Annotated in this window: 11 protein-coding genes; 7 read left to right on the forward strand and 4 right to left on the reverse strand. The window is 69.8% G+C overall.

What is annotated here, in order from left to right; all coding sequences use genetic code 11:
• Positions 1–12: 12 nt before the first annotated feature.
• The 4 genes from ACZ5ZX_RS09190 to ACZ5ZX_RS09205 are packed head-to-tail and all read left to right on the forward strand — an operon-like array spanning position 13 to position 15,406.
• Complete coding sequence (locus ACZ5ZX_RS09190) at positions 13–384, forward strand: YbaB/EbfC family nucleoid-associated protein (RefSeq protein WP_465501472.1); 372 nt, start codon at positions 13–15, stop codon at positions 382–384.
• Positions 381–737: a hypothetical protein gene (locus tag ACZ5ZX_RS09195; RefSeq protein WP_465501473.1), complete on the forward strand. Its 357-nt coding sequence runs from the start codon at positions 381–383 to the stop codon at positions 735–737. Before ACZ5ZX_RS09190 ends, ACZ5ZX_RS09195 begins: the two co-directional genes overlap by 4 nt.
• A gap of 15 nt (positions 738–752) precedes the next feature.
• Positions 753–13,211, forward strand: coding sequence for a toxin glutamine deamidase domain-containing protein (locus tag ACZ5ZX_RS09200; RefSeq protein ID WP_465501474.1), 12,459 nt, complete (start codon positions 753–755; stop codon positions 13,209–13,211).
• A 23-nt stretch (positions 13,212–13,234) separates the two neighbouring features.
• Positions 13,235–15,406, forward strand: coding sequence for an ADP-ribosylglycohydrolase family protein (locus tag ACZ5ZX_RS09205; protein ID WP_465501475.1), 2,172 nt, complete (start codon positions 13,235–13,237; stop codon positions 15,404–15,406).
• A gap of 76 nt (positions 15,407–15,482) precedes the next feature.
• Here the strand turns inward: ACZ5ZX_RS09205 and ACZ5ZX_RS09210 are convergent, their stop codons facing one another.
• The 4 genes from ACZ5ZX_RS09210 to ACZ5ZX_RS09225 are packed head-to-tail and all read right to left on the reverse strand — an operon-like array spanning position 15,483 to position 18,667.
• A complete protein-coding gene (locus tag ACZ5ZX_RS09210; RefSeq protein ID WP_465501476.1) occupies positions 15,483–16,400 on the reverse strand; it encodes a DUF6177 family protein in 918 nt (305 codons plus the stop codon).
• On the reverse strand, positions 16,385–16,741 hold the full coding sequence (locus ACZ5ZX_RS09215; RefSeq protein WP_465501477.1) for a hypothetical protein: 357 nt from the start codon (positions 16,739–16,741) through the stop codon (positions 16,385–16,387). The genes ACZ5ZX_RS09210 and ACZ5ZX_RS09215 overlap by 16 nt, the downstream gene beginning before the upstream one ends.
• A gap of 10 nt (positions 16,742–16,751) precedes the next feature.
• Complete coding sequence (locus tag ACZ5ZX_RS09220) at positions 16,752–18,005, reverse strand: sensor histidine kinase (RefSeq protein WP_465501478.1); 1,254 nt, start codon at positions 18,003–18,005, stop codon at positions 16,752–16,754.
• Positions 18,002–18,667, reverse strand: coding sequence for a response regulator transcription factor (locus ACZ5ZX_RS09225; RefSeq protein ID WP_465501479.1), 666 nt, complete (start codon positions 18,665–18,667; stop codon positions 18,002–18,004). The genes ACZ5ZX_RS09220 and ACZ5ZX_RS09225 overlap by 4 nt, the downstream gene beginning before the upstream one ends.
• 180 nt (positions 18,668–18,847) lie before the next feature.
• Here ACZ5ZX_RS09225 and ACZ5ZX_RS09230 point away from each other — a divergent pair, with 180 nt between their 5' ends.
• From ACZ5ZX_RS09230 to ACZ5ZX_RS09240, 3 genes are all read left to right on the forward strand, one after another.
• Positions 18,848–19,501, forward strand: a complete 654-nt coding sequence (locus tag ACZ5ZX_RS09230) for a LuxR C-terminal-related transcriptional regulator (protein WP_465501480.1) — start codon at positions 18,848–18,850, stop codon at positions 19,499–19,501.
• The gene (locus tag ACZ5ZX_RS09235) at positions 19,501–21,150 is read left to right on the forward strand and encodes a right-handed parallel beta-helix repeat-containing protein (protein WP_465501481.1); all 1,650 of its coding nucleotides are present in this window, start codon (positions 19,501–19,503) and stop codon (positions 21,148–21,150) included. Before ACZ5ZX_RS09230 ends, ACZ5ZX_RS09235 begins: the two co-directional genes overlap by 1 nt.
• Positions 21,151–21,257: 107 nt before the next feature.
• On the forward strand, positions 21,258–21,920 hold the full coding sequence (locus tag ACZ5ZX_RS09240; protein ID WP_465501482.1) for a winged helix-turn-helix domain-containing protein: 663 nt from the start codon (positions 21,258–21,260) through the stop codon (positions 21,918–21,920).
• The last annotated feature ends 393 nt before the right edge of the window (positions 21,921–22,313 follow it).

Below are 22,313 nucleotides of genomic sequence, written 5' to 3' on the forward strand. Positions count from 1 at the left end.
GTGGGAGGCACCGTGGAGACGTCCGTCAACAGGTACGACGATTACCGGCGAATGGCCGAGGAACTCCGTGCCGCTCAAGACCGGATCGCGGGACTACGGGTCACCGCCGAATCCGACGACGGGTTGATCAGCGCGACCGTCGGTGGCTACGGCGAACTGGTGGAGCTGCGCCTGGATCCACGCGTCTACCGCGTCCCCGACTCCGCCGAACTGTCGCGGTCCATAACGGACACGATCCACCGCGCCCATGAACGCGCCCAGGCGCAGTGTGCCGCGCTCGTCGCGGGCCACCTGCCGGACAAGCCCGACTCCGGTGTGGCCGATCTGCGGTTCGGGCCCGCTTTGCACGTACTCGACCGGCAGATCGCGGGGGAGCACCGATGACCTGGCTGAGCCTGAACGGTGACGACGTCGCGGACATGGACCCGGACGCGACGAACACCTTCATGGGGAACCTGCGTGGCGCTTCCGCGGATCTCCGTGACGCCTGGACCCGCGACAACAATCGGATCGTCGCCGCCACGCGGGTCGGGGGAGGGCTGCTGGGCAAGACGTTCCATGAACTGCTGACGGACGAGAAGACGGGGGAATTCGCGCCGGAGAAGGCCAGGTCGGCCGTGGGCACGGTTCCCGGCTTCTATGCCAATGTCGCGGAAATCGGCGGATTGCTGGTGCCGGTCTATCTCGCCCATGACGCAGAGGCCGCCAGGGCCATCTGGGCGTCGGTCAACCGCTGATCGGCGCTCGCGGTCATGGAGGACAAAGCCCCGCCGTCGGGTGATTTCTGGAACCTGATCCTGTCGGAAGGCGGCGGGACCGTAGACGACTACTACCCCCCGGACAGCGCGGTCCACGCGCAGGAGAGGGCCGTGGGGTTCAAGGACGCCGGACGGCATGTGCAGCAGGCCGTGACGAGCACGAACGACATCGTGACCCGCCTGCACAGCACCGCGTGGCGGGACAGGGGCGGCGCGAGCATGCGCGACCTCGTCCAGAACAACAACAACGGCGAGAACGGCATCCACCAGATCGCCGTCGGTCTGGACTCCATCGGCGGTGCGTACGAGTCGTACGCGAACCTCCTGGTCGACGTCAAGGACAAGATCCACGACACCTATGACCGCAACCACCTGATCTACATCGCGCTGGGCTGCAATCTTCCAGGGGTGCGGGGCTACTACCGGCGGAAGCTGGCGGAAGGGGTGGCCAAGGACATCAAGGACATGATCAGCGAAACCGCGGCGAACATGCGGAACCCCAAGGAGGCGGATCCGACACCGCACGACGGATTCTGGGGTGGTCTTTGGGATTCGGCCGTGGTGCAGTTCCAGGCGTTCATCGGGCTCGCCGGATTCGGCGAGGGCGGCTGGTCGCTCTACAACATCGAGAAGTCCTGGGGAAACCTGGGCATGCTGGTCGGCGGAGCGGTGTTGTACGGCCTGGACCCGGAGCTGGGAGAGTTCCTGGACGACAAGCTGTTCAAGGGCGTGCTCGGTGACACGCTCGTCGAATTCGGCAAGAACTTCGTCGACCACGGTGCCTGGGGAAAAGACTGGTGGCATGTCGCCGGCTACACCACCGGCAACGTCATCGGCCTGATCGGCACCCGCGGCGCCGGGGCGGGTATCGCCCGCGGTGCGCGCGCACTGGGGAAAGGCGCGAAAGCGGCCGACCTCACCGGATTCCCGAAGGGTCTCCACAAGGTCGGGGAAATCCTCGGCAAGGCGAATCTCACGGGTGCGGCCAAGTACGGCTTGGGCAAGGCCGCTCACGTCGTCGACGGCCTCCGCCCTCTCCACCGGGGCGAAGAGGGCGCGCCCAAGGTGCCCCACGGCAACGACGCCACGCCTGCGACACGGCCGGTCGAACCGGGGCCATCGGGTGCCGGCCCCGAACCACCGAAGCAGGGACCACCGCGCGACGGAGAGCCATCGCTCCCCACCCCGCGCGAAAAGGAGTCGCTCCGGCAGGGCATCGAAAAGAACTTCGTCGACGCGCACAAGCGTACTGGCGGCGAATTCGTTCCTTCTCCCCACGATCTCGTGCGGCCGCCCGAAGTCACGCCCACTCCGTCGCACGGTGGAACGCCTGCCGAACACGGCGCCGCCCCGAATCGGCACGGTGGACCCGATCCTGCACAGCAAGCGGATCGCCAGCCGTCCGCGGCCGAGCCGAAGGCGCCGTCGGAGTCCCACCGTGGCGCCGACGCTTCCCCGTCCCGTGACGGCCTCGAAGGCCAGGCCGGGCACGCGCAGCCAAGCGCGGACGCGCCACCGCACGGACTCCGGGATCAGCTCGGCCCCGGGCAAACCGGCCTGTTCGACAAGGCGTGGCAGGAGTCCGCTCAGTCCGGCTACCCGCCGAGGGTGCGGGAGGAATTCGCTTTCTGGCGGGCGACGGGGCACGTTTCGCCCAACCTCGGCCACGGCATCCGCATGGAGATCATCGACTCGATCCGCAAGGCGGACGTCGATCCCCCGCCGTCGAAGCTGTCTCGGGACTCCGTCACGAAGGAAGATGTCCGCGACGGCGCCATCGGGCGTGACGCCGCGGACATGGCCCGGAACGACCTGAAGAACCTCGGACGCGAGGGACCGGCGCCCGCGAAGGTCCTTGATGGACTCCGCGACCGCGGAACCGGACAGCCAGGAGAGACCCGCGCCGGTAAGCACGGGGAAGACGGGCCGGTCGATCGCCGGAATCCGGCCGCCGAAGAGGCAGGCCGCGGCTCGAAAGACGGTACCGCCGGTGACCGGGATGGGACGAGAGGCGAGCGGCACGGAGAGGACGGCGGTCCAGCCGATCGCGTCAAGGACGACGAACTGGCTCTCCGAGAACGGCGTGAGCGGTTCGAAACGCCGATCGACCAGTTCGCGAAGAAGCACATGCCGGAGGAGTACGCCAAACGTCACGGGGAAGACGGCCCCGGCGACGTCGTGGGGCCGGGTGGTGGCAAACCGATAGAACCACCACCGCGACCGACTGGCGGCACTGGTGGGTCGGCGGCCGCGCCGCGTCCGTCGACGGTCGGCCTCCTCGATGACGCCGCCCCTGCGGCCGCGCACGAAGGCGCGCCCGCACGGGGCGCCGCCGAGCACGCGGGATCGGGCACCGTGAAGCCCAAGCCGTTGCCTCAGGGGCCTGTCGCCGGGCTTCACGAAGCCGAACCCATGAGTGTCAGGGAGCGCGCCGCGAAGCAGGAAGACGCGGTGGACCTTGCTCGGCCGGAAGAACTGAAATTCTGGCGAGAGGAGCGGCTACCGGAAGGGGATTCGGCCCGTCTTCCCGCTGAGCCACCGGTTTCGCCGCCTCCACGCCCGCCGGGGCGGATCGCCCCGGAGCCGGATGCCCCGTCGCGGCAGCACGCTCGCGGGGCCGACGGTCCGGCCGCGGGTCCGCTGTCGCGCGCCACCGACGAGACGGTGACTCCGCGCGAGGCCGTCCGGACGCGCCCTCCCGCGGCGTTTCCCTCGGTGCGGCAACCCGACGTCGTACCCCGCCCTCCCGACGGATTCCCGGCGGTGCGGCCCGCGGAGTTCCCCGAGCCGAAGCATCTGGACCACCGGCTCACCCGTCCACTGGACCCCGCGCCGCTTCCCGGACTGCCCACCGTTCCCGCGACTTACCTGCCGCCTGGCGACTTTCCCCGCCCCGCACCGGGGAGGCCGCCTGCTCCCGATCTTCCCCTCCACCGGCCGCCGCGGCCCGAAAAGCCGACGCCGATCGAGCTTCCCGCGCGTCCGGAGCGTGAGCCCGTCGCACCGGGTGTTCCGCGGCCGTCGGTTCCCGGGTGGCCCGACGGGTTCCCGCTCCGGATCGACCGGCCGGGTCCACTCGCGCCGGAAATCCCCGCCTGGCCCGGCCTGGACGACGGCGGCGTCGACCCGGAAGCCGATCCCCTCGCCGAAGTCCCGCCCGAGGTACTGGAACAGCTGACCGACGCGGAGCGTGAGGCGCTGCGGAACCTGGCCGCCGGACTCGGCTGGAACGCCGCGCAGGTGCTGCACCGCGTTCTCGACGAGATCATCGACCGGCTCATCCTGCATCCCCGGCCCGGTGAGCCGCGCCGGATGATCTCCCGTGACGCCGATCTGGCCGAAAAGCTGAAGTTCCTGGAGGAGTACGAAGAGCGCGAATGGCTCGGCGAGCGGCTGGGCGAGCTGACCGGCACGCGGCCCGAGAAACCGAGGACGGCCCGGCCGGAACGTGGCGGTGGGGGGATCCTCCCGCGGCAGACCATGCCGATTTCGCTGGGCCCGTGGGGATTCGCCGACGCCGAGGAGCGGACTCGGCGAGAGATCGAAGCTCTCCTGCGGTTCGCGGCGTATCTGGCCGATCCGGTGAAGAACCCGCTCAGCGACGGCGAACGGGCGGCGCTCCGCGAGATCCAGCGGATACACGGGGAAGATCCCGCGCTGGACGCCTTGTACGAGCTCATCCTGGAGAATCCCGACTGGCTCGCCGGCGCGGAGATCGAGGGCGAACCGAGGCCCCTGCTGGACGAACGGGGCGAGCCGACCGGAATGGTGGAAGTAGCCGGCAGACTGGCCGGGCTCACCGGCTTGCGGATCCTGATCATCCCGGCGCGCGACCTTCGCGAGGGGCACGCGGCCCGCCACGAAGCGGTGGACCGGGCCAGGGTCTGGCTCGACGAAGCACCGGATGGCGTGCGGAACAGCGTCGTGCTCGACGGCAGGCCCCCGGCGGGCAAGGATCCCGAAACGACGTCGCTGTCCCAAGAGCTGATGGACCTCGGTTTCGACGCGGTGTTCCAGCATCGCGAGTTCCATGGGAGGGAAGCGGAGGCGGCTCCGTACTCGGTGCTGGACTCCCTGCCGCATACGACGAATTCCTTCCCGGAGAAGGCGACGGCGATCGCCGGTCGCCCGATGCGTTCTCCGGGACTGGCCAAGGCACTGAGCGAGGAAGCGGCGGCGAGGGCGAGGCAGTTCGTCGAGCGGCACTCACCTGAGCGAGCGCTCGCGGGCGATCTACGCGGGCTCGACACCGGCCAACTCGCCGACGCACTGCTCGTGGGCGCCGAGATCGTCCACGTCGTGCGCCCGGACCTGGACGCACACGGCAGGCCGACCGGTTTCCCGTGGGTCGTCGTCCGGCTCGCCGACGGCAGCCTCGCACGGGTCACGGTGGCCGACGCCGCTCATCAGGATCTGCCGCGGCGGGCACGGGAAGATCTCGCGAACCGGCCCTTCGGCAAACGCGATTTCCTGGTGATCAACGGTGCGGCGGCCTGGAATGACCAGCCTGGCCTGACGGAGATCGCCCGGCAGCTGACGGAAGGGCCGGGACGACGGTTCGCCGGCGTGCTGTATCGCCAGAACTGGGAAGGGCCGCGAACGCCGGGGAAGGACTCGCCGTTCACCCTCCTGACGCCGAACCCCCGGCTCAAGGGCAAGCTGCTCGCCGCTGCTGCCCGCGAGCCGATGGCGCCGGAACCGGAGAACGAGCCCCCGGCGCCGAAAGAGAGCACGGAAGCCGAATGGCTGGCCGAGTTCCGCGCACTGGCCGACGGTATGGCCGGGCTGTACGAGCGACTCGCCGGCGAGGCGGGGCCGTCGGTCGCCCCTGACGATGTCTTCGCGGTGTTCAGGGAGAACAACCCGGAATTGTTCGCCTATCTCAAGGAAGCCGGTACGGCGGCCGGTGTCGACGCGGGCAGGCTGGCCGATCTGCTGGGTGAGGGCATCGAGCGGCCGGCGTGGTCCGCGGCGGCACGGGAGAACCATCTGGACAACGTGGCGCTCGGGATCGGGCGTGGCTGGGATCTGACCGGCCCGGAACGCGAATACCTGGCGGCGATGGACGCCTACGCGCCCGAACTCCCGGTCTTCCGCCGCGAATTCGGCGCTCTCCTCGACCGGGTCCGGCAGACCATGCCCGAGAACCTCGAACCGCTGCTCAGGGATCTCGGCGACGAGGCGTACTCCATCGACGAGAAGATGCTCGTCGCGGAAAAGTACTTCACCGTCTTCCTCGATGCCGGAGACAAGCCCGGTTCGCATCCCCCGGACGAACTGCCGAGGCAGCTCGAAGAGGCCGCCCCGAAGGTGTCGGCACTGCTGGAACAGGAAGCGGCGCTGGGCACGCTTTCGCACGAGGTGGTCCAGCGGCGGATGGCGTCGTGGGCGGGTTTCGTCGTGCAGGCAGCCGAGCTGCGGGACGCGATCACCACCGCGGAACGCACCCAGGATGTGCGGCCGGTGCTGGACTCTTTGCGCGTCCTCGGTGATTCCCTGCGCACCTACGCCAGGGAGCACGCGGATTCTCCTGTGCCGGCCTGGGCGGAGGTCGCCGCGTTCGATCTCCTCGATCCGCACCGCATGCGCTTCCTGCGGCCATCGGTGACCGGGAACGGCCGGTTCGACGTGGTGACACGAGCGATCACACGCCACTGGCTCGAAGTGATGTTCGGTCCGGAAGGAGTGGATTTCGCGCACGGCCTCACCGAAACGGCGGTGCCTTGGACCGGCCGGTCGATCGCGAGCCATCCGAGGCGAGACGAGATCCTGGCGGAGATCGGTGAGGACAAGCTCTTCGGCCAGCTGAAGCGGCGTGCGGTGGCACTGCCCGAACTGGGACTGAGCCTGATCCGGCCGGAGGTCGGCCTTGGCGAGCTCGTGACCACTCTGGTGCACGAGTGTGTGGTCCACGGAATGCAGGAGCCGAAGCCGGTCAACCTGTACCGGGGCCTCGCCGGGGAGTGGTTCGAGACCCTGATCCACGCTTCGCACGAATTCCAGGGGCGCAGCGGCGAACTCCTGGTGGTCGAGGCGTTGCGAGCCGGGGCCGAGGGTTCGGTCGTGCCAAGGGAACTGCGCGTCGACGTCGTTCCGCGTTCGCTGCGGGTGCCGTCGGCCGAATGGGACGCCTTCTGGATGAGCCGGGTCATCGGCATCGAGTCCGGTCGTCTCGGCGAAGCGGCCCGGACCGCGTTGTTCGGGCAGCAGCGGGAGATCGGTTTCGGCCACGAAAGCGACGCCGTCCGGATCCGGCGGGCCGTCACCGATCCGCTCCACCCGCGGATCGAGACCCCTGCCGTCCAGGAGTTCAAGGCCGATCCGGTCGCGTTCGCGGCCAAGTACCCGCCACCCGCACCGGCGATCCAGCCCGGAATGCCGTCACCTCCGCCACGGCCGTCCGTCGGTCCGGGGGACCTGATGTGGCCGGATCCGATGATCGGCGGGCACCACGCTTTCGACTTCGGTGCCCCGTGGCAACCGGGAAAGCGGCCACGGCATCCCCAGCGGCAAGCACCGCACCCCCGGCACGGGGGAGCGCCCCTCCCGCCGGGGCTACCCGCCGAGCTGACGGGTTTTTGGCTGGCGTTGCGGCCGGTGGACCGCCGTGCGCTCGCGGATCTCGCCGCGGAGGTGGGACCGAGGGCCGGGCTTCCCGTGCTGAAGAACTTCAGCACGTTGCTGGCACGAAAGAACGGTTTCCCCGAGAAGGCGGGGGAGGCACTGGCCCACTGGCTGGCGCAGGTCGCTCCTCCGGCGGGTCTCCCGCCGGAGTGGGCTCCGGTCTGGCACGCGCTTCCGGCCACCGTGCAACACGCCTTCTCGGAGTTGATCGCGGCCGTCGGCGCGGCCGCGGCCACGGGCGAACTGATCGAGCGGGTCGCCGGCTTGACCACCCACCAGGGCGGGATCCTCGAACAAATCGTGGACCTGCGAGGACATCCGGAGCGGATCGGCGTCCTCGCCCGGCAGCTGACCGCGGCGATCGGCTCGTTGCCGCCGGCCGAACCGGCCGTACTTCCGGCCGGCCGGCCTGCTCCCGCGCCCGTCGCTGCCGGCCCGGTGCCGATCGAGGCGGGCAAGCCGGTGCAGGGGAAGACCTCTCCCGAGAAGGTCCAGCAGGCGTTGTGGCACGCGTTCCCCGAAGCGGTGAAAGCCGTCGGGATGACGATCGTCAGCTCGGACCCTCGGTCGATCATGGTCGCCGATCCGCGGGGACGCACGATCGGCGTCGTCCTCGACCTCGCCGATCTCGAGGACGCGGCGGGCCAGTGGTCGGTACCGAACCGCCACCCGGAGCACAGCCCGATGCTGGGCACCATCAGGATCGCCGCGTCGACCCGGATGCCGCTCGACGTCGCCCTCCGCGTGGCCGTGCACGGACTCATCGCCGGGTACACGAACCTGACGGACGAACCCACCGCCGACGCGAGCGCGAGATTCCTGAGCCCGGACGGGAATCTGGACGCCCTGCCGCGGCCGACCGCCGCCGACCGTGGTTATCTGGCCCAGCTCCTCATCCTCGGACGTGCCTTCGACGGCGTGAAGTGGAACCTCCCGCGGCGATACCGCCTCCGGACGGAGATCCGGGATGTGATCGGCAAACTCGGCCTCGATCCGAACCAGGCTTACCAGGGGCACCGCCTCGCCGCGTTGGGGAGCGAACCCGTCACCGCGCTGATCAAGCGTCACCTCCCGCCCAAGGTCACGGACGGCTACCTCGCGACGCGGACCCATGTCGCCACGGGCCTCATCACCGGTTTCCTGCCGTCCGGTAGCGCGGCGGTGGTCTTCGCGGCCTCGGGCTCACCGGCCAGCGGCGTCGCGTGGGGCGTTTTCGGCCTGGTCAACGCCGTCTATGGCGGCTTCCTCGCCCGTCAGTGGGAGATCAACAAGGACGCGCAGGTCGCGGAGGTACGGAAATACGACGCCAAGGCCCGCGAGATCGACGCCGTCGCGGCGCCCGCCGAGCGGGTGCGTGCACTGCTGGAAGTCCTGGGCTGGGCCCCGGAAGAAGGCCCCGAAGCCCCGGCGGGCAAACAGGCGATGGGTCCCCGGCCCGACCTCGCCCAGCCCCTGCGCAAACACTGGGCACGGTTCAGCGTCCCGCCGTTGACGGCCCTCGGCGCGGGCACCGCGGCCGCCGTGCCCTTCGAAATCTGGGCGGGCACGGGAATCGGGCTGCCCTCTTGGCTCAGCCTCACCGTGTACGCGGTCGGCGCCGCGGTCTTCCTGCCCCTCGCCGAGCGCGCCCGCACCCGCGTCCAGAAAGGGGTGGAACTCAAGGAGATCGACAAGCGGGCCAGGGGACTGGACAAGGCCGAGGCGGACGTCTACGCGGCCATGGGGCAGCGGCTCGGCCTGGAGCGGCCGCCCGAGCCGGACGAAGTCCCCGACCCGCACGACGTCGGCCGGTCCGTGCCCGAACTGGGCATCATGGCCAATCTGCCGGACTTCTCCCAGTACGTCAGCGAGATCCTGCGGCGAGGGCTGCGGCCCACCGCGTCGGGCACGATCGACAACACCGCGCTGCTGTCCCAGCATCTGACGCTGTTCCAGGCGCTCGGCGCCTATGGAGCCGGGAAGAGCCTGCTCATGCTGCCGATCGCGATCTGGCAGCTGAACAAACTGGACCAGCTCGAGCTCGGGTACACAGTGGACAGAAAGTTCTTCGACGAGCGGGACATCCGGCGGCTGATGAGGCCGGACGTGTTCGCGGAGCGCATGGCGTTGCTCGAGCAGGTCGAAAAGATGATCGCCCCGCGGCGACCCGGCCTGCTGCGGCGGTTCCGCGAGGCGCTTCCCTTCCTCGGGCAGCCGCGGCCGGAACCGGTGCGCTCGGTCGTCCCGGGCGCACCGGCGATCGAGACCCGGCCGACGTTCGCACCGCGCGCCGAGTTCATGAAGACCTATACGAGGGTTTCGATCGTCAGCACCGGGGTGACCGTCGGTTTCGTGGAGGCGTTCGGGGTCACCCAATCGCTGGCGCTGGCCGCGCTGACGGCGGGTCTGTACGGCCCGGTGATCGGCTGGCGCAAATGGTGGCACCGGAAACAAGAACTGGCACTGAGCGACAAGGACATCGCCGAGACCAACAAGGGGAAGGCGGCCGAACGCGTCGCGGCGCAGATGGCCGCGTCGGCTTTCGTGGACTCCCAGGTGATCCTGTCCGCCGCGACAGTGATGGCCGAGCTGGAGCGGCCCGGCCGGTCGGTCGCGCGACCGGCCGGACCGGTGGGGACCGCCGCCCCGGAGTTCACCGCGATCAGAATCGACGCGCACAAGTATCCGTACGGGAACTGGGCGAGCGCATACCAAGCCGTCCTCCAGGACCTGCAGAATTCCCTCGGCGCGGAGGCGACGCGACTGGACTTGAACCAAACGCAATGGGATTGGGGCGCCTACTGGACGCTCGGTGACCGGCGGCTGGCGATCGTGAAACTCGTCGTCCTCGCCAAACGAGCGGCCACGTACCTCGCCGACTATCACCGGACCGGGAACGGCCTGCCGGTCTGGGAAGCCAACGCCGACCTGAGCAACGCCGTCGACTGGTATCTCTGGCTGTCCTCGCCCGAGTGGCCGAAGGAACTGGATCCGGCGCCGGACGCTCCTCGTCGTCCTGGCGACGATCCGGAGGTAAAGCAGGCCGAAGAAGCGGCCATCAGGCATCTGCGGTACCGCGCTCCGCAGGTCCGGCGGAGCGCGATCGGGGGCCCCGGAGGCTGGCAGGGCTCGTCCGCGCGAGCAGGCGGCCCGGCTCGCCGCCTTCCGGCGATCCACGACATCGCGCGGTACATCCGGGAGCACCACCCCGAACTGCCCCTCACGAACCCGAACTACCACGCGCCCGGCGCGTACCTGGACGGCTACCGGACCAACTGCACGCGCGCCGTCGTCTACTACGTGCGAAGGCTGCGCGGCGAGGACGTGACAGCCCCACCGCTGCGTCCGGCGGATTCCGCCGCGCTGGGCACACTGGAGTACGTCTCGGATCGGCTCGGCGGGACTTGGGAGCACGGTCATGGCACGAGTTACGACAGTGTCATCGCCGCGATGCTGCGCCGTCCTTCCGGCGCGATGGCCGCGCTGGCGATGGAATATCGCCTGGCGGACGGACGGCTGAAACGGCACGTCGCGCTGGTGACCAACGACGCGGGCAGGATCGTCTTCCTCGACCCGCAGGACGGCTGGTTGCTGAGCCTGCCGAAAGAGCCGGTCGCGCTGGCTCTGTTGCCCTTCACCGATGTGGAGCTGCCTCCCGCCGGTGCGCCGGCGGGCGCCCGGCGACCGAGCGGAGATCTCCATCTGCCGGAGCCTCAGGCTGCCGTGGTCCCGCCGGAGAGGAACGGATATCACGGCAAGGACGACGAAGTGCGGCTCGGCTCGGCAGAGGTGGAAGCCGTCCAGGCGCGAGAGCCTGGCCATGCCGCCTACCGGGACAACGGGAATCCGGCGGGTTCCGCGCCGCACGAGGTTTCAGCGTTGTTCCGGACCACGCGGCGCAACCTACTGCCCGCGATGCACGCGAAGACCGTGATCGGCCGTTGGACCGCCGCCGTTTCCTACCTGCTCTCGAAGTATCCCCGGCTTCCCGGCACCAACCCGCACTACTACTCGCCGGACGCCCTCGACGAGGGCTACCTCACCAACTGCACCCGCGCCGTCGTCTACTACGTACGGCGCCTGCGCGGCGAGGAGGTGACGGCGCCGCCGGTGCCGCTGGACCGGTTGCCGGAGATGTCGAGCCTGGAATACATCTCGGATCGGCTCGGCGGGACCTGGGACCACGGTCACGGCACGAGTTACGACAGCGTCATCGCCGCGATGACGGATCGGCCGGTAGGGGCGCTGGCCGTCATCCACGTGACCTCGACCGAGCGCGGCGGTTCGGTCCGGGACCATGTCGCGCTGGTGAGCCGGGACGAGAACGGCGTCGTGTTCCTGGAGCCGCACAACGGCTGGCTGATGCGCTTGCCGAAGCGGGTGACCGGAATCGGCCTGCTGACCTTCACCGACGCGGAGCTGCCCCCGCGCGGAGACTCCGCGATCTTCACGGCGGCGACCGCCGAGGTGGCGCGGCGTGGCGCGGAGGAGATCCTGCGCGAGAGCGTGCTGGCGTCTCCTCCCGGTCCGATCGACCTGACCGACGCGCAGTGGGCGGCCGTCCGGGCCGCGCGCGAGAATGCCGACGGCATCCCGGACGGTCTCCCCGCCGCCGAGTTCCGGCGCCAGGACCAGGAACGGGTGAACGAGCTCGCCGATTGGCTGGCGGAAGCCGCCGGTGGCACCCCGGGTCACGGTGACGGTGAGGCAGCCGCCGCGTTCGTCGTGTTCGACAAGGTCTCTTGGGTTTATCAGGCCTTGAACGTCATGCGGGAACGGCTGGACACCGATTCCCTGGAGATCGTGGGCCTCGAAGACCGCTTTTTCCGGCCGCGGCACGACGGCTACCGCGATCTCCGGCTGGTCTTGCGGCTGCCGAGCGGGCATCTCGCGGAACTCCAGTTGCGGCTCAAGGCGATCGAGGAGGTCGCGGAAACCGCGCGTGTGCTCGACGAAACCGTCGGCTCGCTCATCGGCCGGGCCGAAGAACGGACGCGGCCGTTGTCTCGTGACGAGGAAGCCCTGGAGGTGGTGCTCCTGCGGCGCCGGTCCGAATTGTTCGACGAGGCGACGAAACGTGGCCTGCCCTCGCCTCCGCCGCCGGGACCGGAAACGTTCGGGGACGCGGCCGAGGCCGCGATGGCGGCGGCCGAACCGCTCGGCTGTGTGGAGTTCGGCGATGGCCGCCAGAGCTCCAACGCCACCTACCACCTGACCTACGCCGACCATCCGCGGACGATCTACAAACCGGCTTCGGGAGAGACCCGCGCGCTGGGATCGCACCTTCCCGAAGCGGGACAGGGATTCCGTGAGAACGCCATGTACCGGCTCGCGCGGGCCGTCGGCTCGGACGCCGTCCCACCGACCGCCTATATCGACGGCCCGCTGGGACCCGGTTCCAGCCAGGTGTGGCGAGGAGACGCCGGTCCCGCGCTGGAGGTGTCCGCCTATCCGCGTGAGCAGCAACAGCTGATCGCCTTCCTGGACTACGTCGCGGCCAGCTTGGACAGAAGCCCGAGCGACTGCCTGACCGGTCCGGACGGGGAAGCGATCGTGATCGACAACGGCCAGTCCTTTCCGGACTACGCCGATCCGCTGGTGGGGATCCGGTCCGGTTTCGTGGCCGCCTGGTTCGATGAGTCGTTCGACGACCAGGTGCTCGCGGCGATCCGGGCGATCGACCCGGCTTGGCTGGTCCGGATGCTCCGCGCGACCGGAATCGGTGACGAGGCGGCCGAGGGCGCGCGGGACCGGCTGGAAGAGATCCAGCGGCTGGGCCGGATCGCCGGGCAGGCCTGGCCGGCCCGCATCTGGGATCACGAGTGGAAACTGGTGAGGGAGTTCAAGTGAGGGATACGGCGGGAGGACTGATCGTGCGGGCTTCCGAAGCGATCGCCAAGGTCGAACAGTGGCTGAGGGCGGGGAATCCGGTCGACCTGACCGCCGGGGAGCACGCGGTGCGGGTCGACCACGAGAATCTGCTGCGAATCCCGGAGGGCTGGTTCGTGCCCTATGACGCGGTTCGCGCGCTGGACGGCGGTGAACGGCTCGCGGCGCTCGTCCCCAAACCCGCGCTGATCGTGCGTGAGGACGGGAGCCTGCGCCATCCGGACCCCGGCCCCGACGGCACCGGGCCGAGTATCGCGGTGGCCGTCGCCGGTCATGACGACTGGCAGGAGATCCTGGAACCGGAGTTCGCGCGGAGCGGGGTGGCGCATCTGGGTGTCCCGGCGAGCGCGATCATGGCCTGGCGCAAGCGAGGCCCAGGCGGCGGGGAGATCCGGGTCAACCCGGATTACCGGCTCGGTCCCGAACGGCTCGGGCATCCGGCCATGGAAACCACTGCGGAGCAGTTGCTCGGTTGCTTGGAGACGGGGCGGTTCGACCGGGCGCGATACCTGGTCGGCCTGCTGTCCGCAGAGCTCTACTACCCCGTCGACCACCGGAGTGAGGAACCACTTCCCGCGCTGTGGCGAGAGAACAGGCGCATGCTGACGGTGTTCAGCTCTCGCAGGCGGCTGCCGCCCGGCACCACGAAATGGGTACGAGCGGACGTGCTGTCCGTCGCCGCGGAGTTCCCAGGAACCGGGCTGGCGATCAATCCGGGCGCCTTCCCGTCGGACGTCGTCACCGCCGGTGAACTCGTGAAGACCCGCGAGCAGTGGCCGAATTTCCGGGCGGTCGTCCGGGCCGTGGAGGTTTCGCCCGAATACTCGGTGGAGGTGACGAAAGCGGCGGACGAGATCCGGGCGGGACTCGGCCTTACCGAACCCGTCCCCGGGCTGCCGGAAGCAGCGGGCAAGGCCAGGGCCGCCGGGTTCGAATTGTCCATAGAGGACTGTGTGCGGTTCGTCCGTGGCCGGGCCTGGGAGCAGCGCAACCGGGTGGCGCCCACCGGTGTCGACTCGCCGGACGATGACGTCTCCGGTCAGCGGTGGCCGTCCGACTTGCGGGCCAACGGCCTTACCGCGGGATACGACGCGGCAGGGCGGATCCGGCCGCATGCGGCGACTTCCGGCAAGTTCTTCCGGCAGGACGCCGACGGCACGGATTTCGCCTGGCACCGCGTCGTCGGCGCCTTCGCCGGGTTCGCGCTCGGGGAGTCTCTGGGTTCGGCCGTGGACACCCTGAGCCTTCCGGAGATCCGCGCGCGGTACGGCGAGGACGGGATCCTCGAACCCACCGGGACGATCGGTCCGCTGACCCGGCAATTGCTGTTCCACACCGAGGGCTTGGTGCGAGGGCTGTCCGCCCCGTTCGGCGGCGCGGCCCCCGGCGGGCTGATGGCGCTGGGCGCGCTGTCCGTGCAGCGCTGGCAGGACGCCCAGCGGGGAGAACGCGACGGCTGGCTCTCCCACGTCCCGGACCTGTGCGTGCCCGGCGAGGCCGCGCCGTCGACCGCCGACGACGTCGCCTTTCTCGTACCGGGATTGGCCGCGGCGCTCTGCGGCGGCGGCCCGGAATCCGATGTGGACACCGCGGCACGGGTGGGCCGCCTGCTGGCGGCAGGCGGCGGCGCCGACGGCCCCACCGCCGAAGCGGCAGGGGTCATCGCCGCGCTGTTCGGCCGGTTGTTCCGCCGCGAGGAACCATCGCCGCCACACACCCTGCTCCAGGAGATCGTCCAGCGCGGACCCGCGCCCGGCCCGGTGACGGCCGTCCTGGCCAATGCTGTGCGTGCGCGAAAGGAACTGGTCCGCACCGATTCCGAAGAGCTGGACAGGGTCGGCAGTGGTGACACCGCCGTCGACGCGTTGGGCCGGGCCATGATCGCGGTGACGCGCCGGTTCTTCGATCCTCAGTGGGCGCTGCAGGCCGCGGTAGATCATTCCGGGAGGAGTGCGATCACGGGTGCGATCGCCGGTGCGGTGGTCGGCGCGCGGACCGGGATTCCCGGCCTGCCGCCCGGATGGCTCGACCGGCTCGCGGCGGCCGACCTGGTGGAATCCGTCGCCGGGGACGCGTTCTGGCACTTCTCGGCGCAGCCCCCGTCGGCGGATCGGCGCTATGCCGTGGAATGGGCCCGGCGGTATCCGCGCACCTAGGCCCGGCTACCCAGTGCCCCCAAGGTGGCATTGGCGGCACTGAGTGGCTTTCACGGCACAGAGCCGTACTTACCACTCACGAGACGGCGAAGTGGCGAAGGATCTCGTCGAGTTCCTCGAACGGGGACCGGCGGCCGGAGTCGAGCCGGAACCAGGCGGCCTCGCGGCCTTCGAGGCCGAGCATCTTCACTTCGGCGTCCGGAGGGGGCTCCTTCGCGCCGTCCGTCTCGTGTCCGATGAGGATGCCGTAGGGCGTGGCGGGCAGCGTCGGTGTGCTCCGCCGTAGGCCGCCTCGCCTGCCGGGGTGTGCGGCGACCAGCATCCGCCGCACGAGGGGGGCGAGTGCGACGGCGAGGGTCTCGATGGCCTCCTGCCGTACCGTTCCGGCGGCCGGTCCGGCGAGCTCGATCTCTTCGAGCAGGCCGCCGTCCACCGCGGACACCCGGAGCCGCCCCGTGATCCCCTGGCCGACGACGACAAGTCCGCTCGGTTCGGGCGCGCGGTCCCGGCAGAACGCGGTGAGCTCGGCCGCCGACCAGGGTTCGGTCGCCGGCTCGGCGACACCCCAGCCGGTCGGCTCGGCACCGGTGAGCACCGACACGACCGCCTGGACGATCTCGCCGAGCCGGAGCGGCCGGTCTGCCGGGTGCGGGGCGGTGATCTGTACCTCCACTTCTCCCGAACCCACCGTGGTGTCGGGAGGCGAAGGTGACGCGCCCGCCTCGCGCACGAACCGGCCACCGTGCCAGGTGAGCGGGATTCCGCTGATGCCCTCGCGATACCGCCCTCGGCCGTCGCGCACCACCCACTCGCTCCCGATCTCCGAGAGCAGCTTTTCGAGCGGATAGGTGATTCCGCTGTCTTCGGCGGTGACCACCTGGAGCGTCCGCCCGGACTCGACGGCCGTCCAAGCGGCGTCGATCAACCGGGGGGAGGCGGCGACCACGGTGCGGAACTGCTCGAAGACCAGCGCTTCCCTCAGCGGTTCGACCATGACAACCCTCCGGTCCCGGCGACCAGCGCCGTGGTGAACGTCCTGGCGGCGGCCTCCGCTTCGGGATCGCCATCGGGAGCATGGACTTCCACCCACCACACCGGATGCGGCACCTCGACCTCGTCGCCGATACCGAGCACCCGCTGTGCTTCGCCTTCGACCCGGACCAGCTGGACATCCTCGACGGTGACCAGGAGCCTCCCGTCGGGATGGAGAAGCCGGATGAGCGGCGGCTCGTCCCGCAAGTCGGCGCGCAGCTCCTCACCGGCCGCCGCCAAGGCCGGAAGGACGGTGTCCGGGCCGGGTTCCTCACCGCATAGGCCGATGATCTCGAAGGTCACGTTCCTCGCCTCAGTTCGTGCTGATCGGGAGCCTCAGTTCGAAGATCGCGCCGCCCTCGTCGGCGTTGTACACCGCTAGCGTGCCGCCGTGCGCCTGCGCGACCCACCGAACGATGGACAGCCCGAGCCCGGAAGACCCGCCGGTGCTGGCGAACCGGTCGAAGGCGTCGTCCGCCATGGTGGTGTCGATGCCAGGACCGTGGTCCGCGACGGTCACGGTGCCGCCGGCCACGGTCAGGTGCACGAACGCCTTCGCGCCCGGTTGGCGGCCGTAGCGCACGGCGTTGTCGAGCAGGTTGCCGATCGCCCGTTGCAGCAGCGCGGGGTCGGCGTTGACCTTCGTGGGTGCGGCGGTGACGGTGACTTCGGCGTTGTCGGTCGCGTTGTCCTCGACCACGCCGACCACCAGCTGGTCGAGCCAGATCGGCTGGATGCTCAGCTGCTCCACGCCCGCGGCGAGCCGGGCGCGGACGAGCAGGTCGTCGATGATGCCGCCCATTCTCGCGGCGAGACGGACGGTTCGCGGCAGGAGTTCGGCCGACTGGGCCGGGTTGGCCATCGCGGTTTCGGCGAGCGCGCGCAGGGCGGCGACCGGGGTGCGGAGGTCGTGCGCGGTTTCGGCGAGCAGGACCTCTTGCTGCTGCAAGGCCGCGGCCGCCGGCCGGATCGAGCGGCCGGACAGCAGGTGTCCCGCGAAACCGAGTACCGCGATCAGCAGCACGGTGCCGCCGATCACCAGCAGCGTGAACCGGGTGTGGGCGTCGTCTTCCGCCGCCGTGGACTGCACCGCCACGACGGCGGCGAACGGCTTGCCGTTCTTGTCCCGCAACGGTTCCGCGCGAACCTTGACCAGTTGTCCGTCGGCCGCCTTTTGGTGTCCCTGCACCAGTTTGCCGCTCCGTACCGCTTCGGTGGCGAGACCGTTCAACAGCTGCGGGTTCATCGGGACGCAGGTCGCGCGCGAAAGGTGCGGCTGGAACGCGGGCGCGCCGCCGGGCAGGATCGCGAACTGCGGGCAGCGATCGTTCAGCACGTCGGTGTTGACCAGGTCGAAGCCCACGGTGCCGTCGTAGGCGACCAGTCTGCTGACCGACGACGTGAGCTGGGTCAGTGTGGCGTCGATCCGTTCCTCGCCCTGATCGCCGTCCTCGTCGATGAGCAGCCACGCGAAGACGACCAGCCCCAGCGTGTTCATCACGGTGAACAACGCGGTCAGCAGCCAGCGCAGCCTGCGCAGCCGATCGGCCGAGGAGTGCGTGTTCATCGGGCACCCAGCCGGTAGCCGAGTCCCCGGACGGCGTGGATCAGTTCGGGCTCCTTCAGTTTGCGGCGCAACCGCTTCACCACCACGTCGACCACATTGGACATCGGATCGGCTTGCGCGTCCCAGCAGTGCTCGATCAGATCCGCCCGCTGCACCGGCAGCCCCGCCCTGGTCAGCAGGTATTCGAGCACCGCGTACTCCTTGTTGGTCAAGGTGAGCAGCACGCCCGCCCGGCGCACCTCACGCCGCGCGCAGTCCATCACCAGGTCTTCGTGCTGCAGCACCGAGGGCCGGTCGAACGCGGAGCGGTGACACAGATTGGTCACCCGCTCGGTCAGTTCGGCCATCACGAACGGCTTCACGAGGTAGTCGTCGCCACCGTGTTCGAACCCCGCCACCCGATCGGCGAGCGCGTCGCGGGCGGTGAGGAACAGCACCGGCGCCCGCCAGCCCAGCTGCCGTCGCATGTGGACGTATTCGATCGCGTCGCCGTCCGGCAGCATCCGGTCGAACACCACGCAGTCGTGGTGCGTTCCGCGCAGCAACCTGTCCGCGGTCGCGATGTCGGCCGCGTCGTCTACGGCGAAGCCGGCCGCGCGCAGCTGCGTGACCAGCGCGAGCCGCAGATTCTCGTCGTCTTCGACGACCATCACCCGTGTCATCAAAACCTCATGTTCGGACGGCGAAAGTAGACGCGTGCAGTTCCACCGGCCCGTCTCGCCGGTCTCGGTGCCCCTGAACGCTAACGCGTCGGGTGCCCGCCGCCGCCCGGAAGGCGGGGAACTGGCATGAACAGGACGTCGTCGGCGGCACCGCGCCGGGGGAAGAGGGAGGTACCTGCGATGACCGTGCAGACCGGCCAGCTCAGCCTGGTCACGGGAACGGGCCAGGGCAACGACCGGGCTGGGCTCGGCGAGTTGCTCGCGGAAGCGACCGGTGAAGTGCTCGTGATGAGCACGGGAACGGACACCGCGTTCCAGCGGATCGCGCTCGCGAACGTGCGCCCCGGCGTTCGGCACAAAGTGCTCTTCCCCGACTCCGCGCGGATGTCCGGCGCGCTCAACCGGCTGTCGCGGGCCGGTGCCGAGGTGCGGACCGACGCCGAGGTCCCGATGGACGCGCTGGTGATCGACCGGACCTCGGTCGTCCTTCCCGCGGAGGGCAGGCAGGCCGGTTCCGCGGTGTTCCGGCTGCCCGGCGTGGTCACCGCGACGGTCGGCCTCTTCGAGCGGATCTGGCAGGCCGCCGCGCCGCTCGTCCCGCTGGAGGACCCGGAGTCCGACAACGCTTCGATACTGACCGGCCGCGAGCAGGAGTTGCTGACCTTGCTCTTGTCCGGCACGACCGACGAATCCGCCGCCGCGCGGCTCGGCATCTCGGTGCGCACGGTGCGGCGGATGGTCGCCGACATCATGAACCGGCTCGGCGCCAGGAGCCGGTTCCAGGCTGGCGCCAAGGCCGTCGACCGCGGCTGGCTCCTGGCCAAGGCGGGCTGATGACCACGTCGACCCCAGGCCGCGTCCTGCTGGTGGCACCCCGGCCCGGCGCGTATCCGACCATCGGCGACGCCTTGTCGGACGCCTCGGACGGCGCCGTCGTCACCATCGCGAGCGGTGAGTACGCCGAGACCGTCGAACTGAACGGTCTGCGGGTGACCCTGGCCGCGGCCGACGGCGCGACCGTCGTCGTCGACGGCAGGGGCGCCGACCGGCCCGTTTTCCGCGCCACCGGTGGATCGCTTGTCCTGAAAGGGATCGAAATCCTGGCTGGCGGCGCGTCCGCGATCGAGACCGAGGCCACCGAATTGACCGTCCAGCGTTGCAGCGTCTCCGGCGGTCGCGGGCCGGCGATGGCGATCCGCGGCACGACGGCGTTCACCGTGACCGGTAGCGTGATTTCGGGCGGGGAGCAGGGGATCCTCGTCGACGGCGCGCCCGGCAGGATCGAGGACACCACCGTCGAAGACGTGCTGGGAGACGGGATCACCCTTGGGCAGGGCGCCGACCCCGTCGTGACCGGGTGCACGGTGACCGGCTGCGGGCTGCGCGGCTTTTACGTCTACCAGTACGCCCGGCCGGTCATCGAAGGCTGCGTGATCTCGCACACCGGTTACGAAGGCATCGCCGTGGCGCACCACGGTGCGCCGGTGCTCAAGCGGTGCATGGTCACCGACACCCGTGGCTCCGGGATCGCGTTCGCTTCCGGCTGCGGTGGCGAGATCTCCGCGTGCCGGGTCGCCAACACCGCGGAACCGGGGATCTCGATCGCCGAGGGAGCGACGCCGACACTCTCCGAGGCCGCGGATCCGGGCGCCGTCGGCGACAACGCGCTGGACGAGATGCTCGCCGAACTCGACGGGATGATCGGCCTTCCCGGGGTGAAGGAAGAGGTCCGCGCACTGGTCGACGAGTTGCAGGTCAACGAATGGCGCCGCCGGGCCGGACTGCCGATCGGCGCCACCGGTCACCACCTGATCTTCGCGGGCGCGCCCGGCACCGGGAAGACGACGGTCGCCCGGATCTACGGGAAACTGCTGAAGGCGTTGGGAGTCCTGCCGCACGGCCAGTTCCGCGAGGTGTCCCGCCGCGATCTCGTAGGGCAGTACATCGGGCACACCGCCGAGAAGACCGCGACCGTGTTCGAAGAGGCCAAAGGCGGCGTCCTGTTCATCGACGAGGCGTACACGCTCACCCGGCTCGCCGGTTCCGGCGGCGACTTCGGCCAGGAGGCGATCGACACCCTGGTGCCGTTGATGGAGGAGCATCGTGACGAGGTGGCGGTGATCGTGGCCGGGTACACCGGTGAGATGGTCGACTTCCTCGCCGCCAACCCGGGTCTCGCCTCCCGGTTCGGCAAGACGATCGAGTTCGAGGACTACAGTCCCGACGAACTGCTCGCCATCTTCGGACGGATGGCGTCGGCGGGGGACTACGAACTCGATCCCGGCGCCGCGCCGGTGCTGACCGAGCACTTCCGGCTCATCTCCGGGGACGTCAACTTCGGCAACGCGCGGGACGCGCGCCGGTTGTTCGAGAAGGTACGCAAGGCGCAATCGCAACGATTGCGGCTGCTGGGCCGGATGCCCGCCGTCGAGGAACTGCGCGGACTGCAAGTGGCCGACGTGATGGCGGCCACCGCACGCTGACGCTCTGCGGGACGTCGATCGCGGACACGGGTTCACCGATAGAGACTGACGCCCTGCCGAACGTTGATCGCGGACACGGGTTCACCACAGGGTCTAAGGTTCGGCGTGTGCGGGTGCTGGTGACCGAGGACGACGAGAATTTGCGGGTGGCGCTGGAATTCGCCCTGCGCGGCGACGGGTTCGCGGTGGACACCGCCGCCGACCTGCCCGGCGCGGACGAGGCGCTGATGGTGAACGCCTACGACTGCGCGGTGTTCGACCGGATGCTGCCGTCGGGTGACGCGCTGGCCTACGTGCGCGGCAGGCGAGGTGGCGGATGGCAGTTGCCCGTGTTGTTCCTCACCGCGCGGGACAGCGTGGCCGACCGCGTCGACGGCCTGCGCGTCGGCGGAGGTGACTACCTCGTGAAGCCGTTCGCCATGCCGGAACTGATCGCGCGGGTGCGCAGCCTGTGCCGCCGCGACATGTCCGGGCAGGCGGTGATCCTGCGGTGCGCCGACGTCGAACTCGACACCGGCAGGCACCAGATCTCACGGGCGGGCGTGCTGCTCACCGTGACCCGCAAGGAGTATCTGGTCATGGAACGGCTGCTGGCCGCGTCGGGGCGGCCGGTCTCGCGCCGGGAACTCATCCGGTACGCGTGGGACGAGATGGCGGACCCGGCGTCGAACGTGCTGGACGTCGTCATCGCGCGGCTGCGACGGAAACTCAAGGATCCGCCGTTGATCCACACCGTACGGGGGTCGGGGTACCGCTTGGCGCCTGTGTGACACGCGGGTAGCCGGTCCACCGGTCGTGATCGGCACGATCAAGGTGTGAGACCAGGCGACGATGCCCGCGGAACCCCCACCCTCGCGCAGATCAGACGTAGGTACAAAGGCGGGCCTCTTTGAAGGACTCAGAGTCCCTCCCTCCCTCGGGCAAGCACCACCAGGCGCAGTGACACCACCAGCCACAGCCGCGGTCCGTGAAGGCCTCCTTCCCTACCCTGAAAGTAGGGAAGGAGAACCCGCATTTGTGTACCTACGCCTGACCGGGACGAGGGTGGTTCCGCGGGCATCGTCGCCCGGTCTCACCTCTTGATCAACGGAGGATTCGGGACACTCAACGTCCCGGATCTTCCGTTGATCAAGCTCGTGCCCGCTCACGACCGGTGGACCGGC

It is taken from the genome of Amycolatopsis sp. NPDC033938, assembly GCF_055575975.1.

Coding starts and splice junctions, on each gene's coding strand:
- ACZ5ZX_RS09195 (WP_465501473.1), top strand. CDS start 381: ATGACCTGGCTGAGCCTGAACGGTGACGACGTCGCGGACATGGACCCG.
- ACZ5ZX_RS09200 (WP_465501474.1), top strand. CDS start 753: ATGGAGGACAAAGCCCCGCCGTCGGGTGATTTCTGGAACCTGATCCTG.
- ACZ5ZX_RS09210 (WP_465501476.1), bottom strand. CDS start 16,400: ATGGTCGAACCGCTGAGGGAAGCGCTGGTCTTCGAGCAGTTCCGCACC.
- ACZ5ZX_RS09220 (WP_465501478.1), bottom strand. CDS start 18,005: ATGAACACGCACTCCTCGGCCGATCGGCTGCGCAGGCTGCGCTGGCTG.
- ACZ5ZX_RS09225 (WP_465501479.1), bottom strand. CDS start 18,667: ATGACACGGGTGATGGTCGTCGAAGACGACGAGAATCTGCGGCTCGCG.
- ACZ5ZX_RS09230 (WP_465501480.1), top strand. CDS start 18,848: ATGACCGTGCAGACCGGCCAGCTCAGCCTGGTCACGGGAACGGGCCAG.
- ACZ5ZX_RS09235 (WP_465501481.1), top strand. CDS start 19,501: ATGACCACGTCGACCCCAGGCCGCGTCCTGCTGGTGGCACCCCGGCCC.